Raw genomic sequence first — 4,558 nt, forward strand, 5'->3', positions numbered from 1 at the left:
CCGGAAGCCGGGCGAGCCCAGCAGCGCGAGGCCGGCCTCCCGCAGCGCCGGGTCGCGCGCGGCCACCACCGCCGCGGCGGGCAGGCCGCGGGCCACCTCATGCGCGAAATTCGGCCCCGAGAGCACCCCCGCCGGCTGCCCCGGGCGCAGCGCGGCCAGCACCTCGAGCGGCAGGGCCAGGCTGCCGGCCTCAACCCCCTTGCAGCACAGCAGCATCGGCGGGGCGGCGTCGGGCAGTCCGGACACCACGGCGCGCAGCGCCTGAGCCGGCATCACCAGCAGCGCCATGGCGGCGCCCCGCAGCGCCGCCGCGGCATCGGCGGTCACCGCCACGGCATCGGGCAGCGTCACGCCGGGCAGGTAGCGCGCATTCTCGCGCGCCGACGCGATCTCCGCGGCGCGCGCGGCGTCGCGTGCCCAGAGCACGGCCTCGCACCCGGCCCGCGCGGCCTGGATGGCGAGCGCGGTGCCCCAGGCGCCGGCGCCCAGGATGGCGATGCGGGACATCACTGCGGCATGCGATCGGGGGGCAGGGCGCCCGCGGTCTCCCCTTCGGTCCAAGCGGGCCGGAGCGTCCGCGATAACGCCGCGCCTGTCCACCGGCGCCGCGCGCCCGCACCCGGTTAATCCGCGTCCCGGCGCCTGCCTACAGTCGCCGCGCATGAACACCATGCGGGAGGAATGCCTGATGAAGCGTCGGTCCTTGGCGTCGCTGCTCGCCGGCACGGCGGGGCTCGTGGCCCTGCGTGCGCCGGCCCTGGCCCAGGCCGCCGCCTGGGTTCCGCTGTTCAACGGCCGCGACTCCACCAACTGGGACAGGAGCGGCACCGCCAACTGGCGGGTCGAGGACGGCGCCCTGGTGGCCGACCGCGGCAACGGCTTCCTGGTCTCGCAGCGGGACTATCGCGACTTCCAGCTCCGCGCGGAGTTCTTCGTCGACACGAGCACCAACAGCGGCATCTTCATCCGCAGCACCGATCCCTCGAACATCGGCACCGCGAACGCCTACGAGGTGAACATCTGGGACGAGCGCCCGGTGCAGCGCTACGGCACCGGCGCAATCGTCGACATCGCCGCGGTGGACCCCATGCCGCGGGCGGGCGGGCGGTGGAACCTGTTCGAGATCACCGCGGCCGGCGATGCGTTCACGGTGGTGCTGAACGGCCAGAAGACAGCCGATGCCGTCCGCGACGCGCGCTTCGCGACCGGGCGCATCGCGCTGCAGCATGGCGCAGGCGCGCCCGGCCCGGGCGGGGCGGTCAACGACACCGGCGTGGTGCGCTTCCGCAAGGTCGAGATCCTGGCCGGCTGAGCCCGGCGCCGGGGCCCCGCCCCAGGGCGGCGATGCCCTGGCGCGTTCATTCCGGCGCGACGCGGCTGACCGCGAAGCCGGCGCCGGGCTCCGCGCCGAGGCGCGGCAGCAGCGCGCCCAGCACCATCTGCGCGGCGGCCTCGAAGCCGAAGGGCGGGTTCACAACAAGCAGGCCGCTCCCGTTCAGGCGGCGCGGGTCGGTCGGCTCGCGCAGCCACATCTCGGCCGCCACCATGTCCCGCACGCCGGTCGCGCGCAGGGCGTCGTGGAAATCGCGCACCGGGGCGCGGTGCTTCACCGGATACCAGGCGGCGACGATGCCGGCGCGGAAGCGGCGGTTCACCTCGGCGATGCCAGCGACCAGGCGAGTGAATTCCTCATCCTGCTCGAAAGGAGGGTCGATCAGCACCAGGCCGCGCTTCTCGGGGAAGGGCGTCAGCGCACGGATCGCCTCCCAGGCGTCGCGGCGGTGCACCGCCACCTGGCGGTCGCGCGCGAAATGGGCGCGCAGCGCGGCGTGGTCCTCCGGGTGCAGTTCGCAGCAGGCCAGTCGGTCGCCCGGCCGCAGCGCGCCGCGCACCAGCGCGGGCGATCCCGGGTAGCGCGCCGGAAACCCCTGCGCGCGCAGCGCATCGACGAAGGGCAGCAGCGGCCCGTCGCGCACATCGGCCAGACGCAGCGCACCGCGCGCCGCCTCCCCGGTGCGCGCCGCCTCCTCGGCCGAGAGGTCGTAGACGCCGCGCCCGGCATGCGTGTCGAGCACCGCGAAGGGCGTGGCCTTGCGCCGCAGCGCATCGAGCAGCAGCAGCAGCAGGGCGTGCTTCAGGCAGTCCGCGTGATTGCCGGCGTGGAAGGCGTGTCGGTAGTTCATGCGGGCGGGGTCATGGCGTGCAGAGGGGCGTCGCGCAATGGCGCATGGCGGGGCGCATGCAGCCGCGCGCGGCCCATTGCCTCGCCGCGGCCGCCGGGGGCTGCCTTCGGCGCCGTGGTCGCGCGTTCCGGCATCCTCACGCCGCCGGCGCGACCTCCGCCAAGGGCCAGCGCGGGCGCGGCGCATGGTCCAGCCCATCGCTGAGGCCGGCGCGCAGGCGCTCGATCCCTGCCCAGGCCACCATCACCGCATTGTCGGTGCACAGCCGCAGCGGCGGCGCCAGCATCGCCACGCCCGCCTGCGCGGCAACGCCCGCCAGCGCGCTGCGCACCGCCTGGTTCGCCGCCACGCCGCCTGCCACGACGACGGCGCTCGCCCCCGGCATCATCGCCAGGGCGTTGCGCGCACGGTCCGCCAGCACCGCGGCCACGGAACCCTGGAACGCCGCCGCCACATCGGCATGCCGCGCACCCTGCGCGACTGCGCGCGCCACCGCGGTCTTGAGCCCGCTGAAGGAGAAGTCGCAGCCCGGCCGCCCGATCAGCGGACGCGGCAGCGCCACCGCCCGCGCATCGCCGGTCGCCGCCAGCCGTTCCAGATGCGGCCCGCCCGGCCAGGGCAGCCCCATCAGCTTCGCCGCCTTGTCGAAGGCCTCGCCCACCGCGTCGTCCAGCGTGGTGCCGAGCCGCCGGTAGCGCCCCAGACCCTCCACCGCGACGCATTGGCAATGCCCGCCCGAGACCAGCAGCAGCAGGTACGGGAAGGCCGGCGCGCCTTCGGGCAGCAGCCCCGGCAGCCGCGCGGTCAGCGCATGCGCCTCGAGGTGGTTCACCGCCACGAAGGGCAGCCCCCGCGCGATCGCCACCCCCTTGCCGAAGCCCGCGCCGACGATCAGCCCGCCGATTAGCCCCGGTCCGCTCGTCGCCGCCACCGCGCCGAGATCCGCGAAGCCGATCCCCGCCCGGGCCAGCACCCGATCCACCAGCCCCGGCAGTGCCGCCAGATGCGCCCGCGCGGCGATCTCGGGCACCACGCCGCCGAAGGCCGCGTGCTCGGCCTCCTGGCTCAGCACACCCTCGGCCAGGATGGTGCCGTCCGGCGCCAGCACCGCCGCCGCCGTCTCGTCGCAGCTGCTCTCGAGGCCCAGCACCGGCCCATGCAGCGTGATCGCACCTTCCGCACTCATGGGCGGGGTTCTATGACGGAGACATGTCCCTTGCCCATCCCGCTGCGGCCCGCCGCGCCCTCCCGCTGCGCGTCGGCACCCGCGCCTCGCCCCTCGCGCTGTGGCAGACGCGCGATTTTCTCGCGCGCATCACCCGCTTCTGCCCGGTGCTGCGCGACGCGAATGCCTTCGAGGAACAGCGCATCGAGACCTCCGGCGACAAGATCCAGGATCGCCTGCTGGCCGAGATCGGCGGCAAGGGTCTCTTCGCCAAGGAGATCCACGAGGCGCTGCTCGATGGCCGCGTCGACTTCGCGGTGCATTCGCTCAAGGATCTCGAGACCGAGATGCCGCCGGGCATCGTGCTGGCCTGCACCCTGAAGCGCGAGGATGCGCGCGACTGCCTGCTGCCCGGCCCCGCGCTGCCCGCCGCCGACCCGGCCGACCCCTTCGCCGCGCTGCCGAAGGGCGCCGTCATCGGCACCTCCTCCGTGCGCCGCCAGTCGCAGCTGCTGCACCGCCGCCCGGACCTGAACGTCATCATGTTCCGCGGCAACGTGCAGACGCGCCTGCGCAAGCTGGCGGAAGGCGAGGCGGCCGCGACGCTGCTGGCGCTGGCCGGCCTGCGCCGCATGGAGCTCGACCCGCCCGGCAGCGTGGCGATCGACACCGAGGTGATGGTGCCCGCCGCCGGCCAGGGCATCGTCGGCGTCACGGTGCGCGCGGACGATACCGAGCTGCGCGAATTGCTGGCCGCCATCGAGGACCCCGAGGCGCGCGCCGTCTCCTCCGCCGAGCGCGCGCTGCTGGCCGCGCTCGATGGATCCTGCCGCACGCCGATCGGCGGCCATGCGCGGCTGATGGAGAATGGCCGCCTGCGCCTGACCGGCCTGGTCGCGCGCGCCGACGGTTCCTTCCTGCTGCGCCGGACCGAGGAAGGGGACGCCAAGGACGCGATCCGCCTGGGCGATGCGCTGGGCCAGGCGCTGCGCCGCGACAGCCCGGCCGACCTGTTTGCGTAGCGCGGCCGCGTTGCTTGCTGCGCGGTGCCCCGGCGAATGCGCGCTGGCGCCGGCCGCATCCCGGCCCGTCCCGCCGCGCCGCGTGAACGGCGCCCCGCTGCTTGCCGCAGGCGCCGCCTGATGCCGCGCCGCGCCATTCTCGTCACCCGCCCCGCCCCGGGCGATGCCGAGACCGCCGCTGCGCTCGC

Annotated in this window: 5 protein-coding genes; 2 read left to right on the plus strand and 3 right to left on the minus strand. The window is 75.3% G+C overall.

Annotated elements, in window-relative coordinates:
• The coding region (locus HW578_RS23280) for an NAD(P)-binding domain-containing protein (protein ID WP_198373098.1) at nucleotides 1–507 on the minus strand (507 nt) is incomplete at its 3' end.
• A gap of 181 nt (nucleotides 508–688) precedes the next feature.
• Here HW578_RS23280 and HW578_RS23285 point away from each other — a divergent pair.
• Nucleotides 689–1,312 carry a 3-keto-disaccharide hydrolase gene (locus HW578_RS23285; protein ID WP_198373099.1) on the plus strand — a complete coding sequence of 208 codons (624 nt, stop codon included), beginning with the start codon at nucleotides 689–691 and terminating at the stop codon, nucleotides 1,310–1,312.
• A 46-nt stretch (nucleotides 1,313–1,358) separates the two neighbouring features.
• Here HW578_RS23285 and HW578_RS23290 read toward each other — a convergent pair whose 3' ends face one another.
• Both HW578_RS23290 and tsaD read right to left on the minus strand, forming a co-directional pair.
• Nucleotides 1,359–2,183: a 23S rRNA (adenine(2030)-N(6))-methyltransferase RlmJ gene (locus HW578_RS23290; protein WP_198373100.1), complete on the minus strand. Its 825-nt coding sequence runs from the start codon at nucleotides 2,181–2,183 to the stop codon at nucleotides 1,359–1,361.
• Nucleotides 2,184–2,319: 136 nt separating this feature from the next.
• On the minus strand, nucleotides 2,320–3,369 hold the full coding sequence (gene tsaD / locus HW578_RS23295; RefSeq protein WP_198373101.1) for a tRNA (adenosine(37)-N6)-threonylcarbamoyltransferase complex transferase subunit TsaD: 1,050 nt from the start codon (nucleotides 3,367–3,369) through the stop codon (nucleotides 2,320–2,322).
• Between the two features lie 23 nt (nucleotides 3,370–3,392).
• Between tsaD and hemC the strand changes: the two genes are divergently transcribed.
• The gene (hemC, locus tag HW578_RS23300; RefSeq protein ID WP_198373102.1) at nucleotides 3,393–4,370 is read left to right on the plus strand and encodes a hydroxymethylbilane synthase; all 978 of its coding nucleotides are present in this window, start codon (nucleotides 3,393–3,395) and stop codon (nucleotides 4,368–4,370) included.
• Nucleotides 4,371–4,558: the final 188 nt, after the last annotated feature.

It is taken from the genome of Roseomonas rosulenta (assembly GCF_016106005.1).
GTDB classification, from domain to species: domain Bacteria; phylum Pseudomonadota; class Alphaproteobacteria; order Acetobacterales; family Acetobacteraceae; genus Neoroseomonas; species Neoroseomonas rosulenta.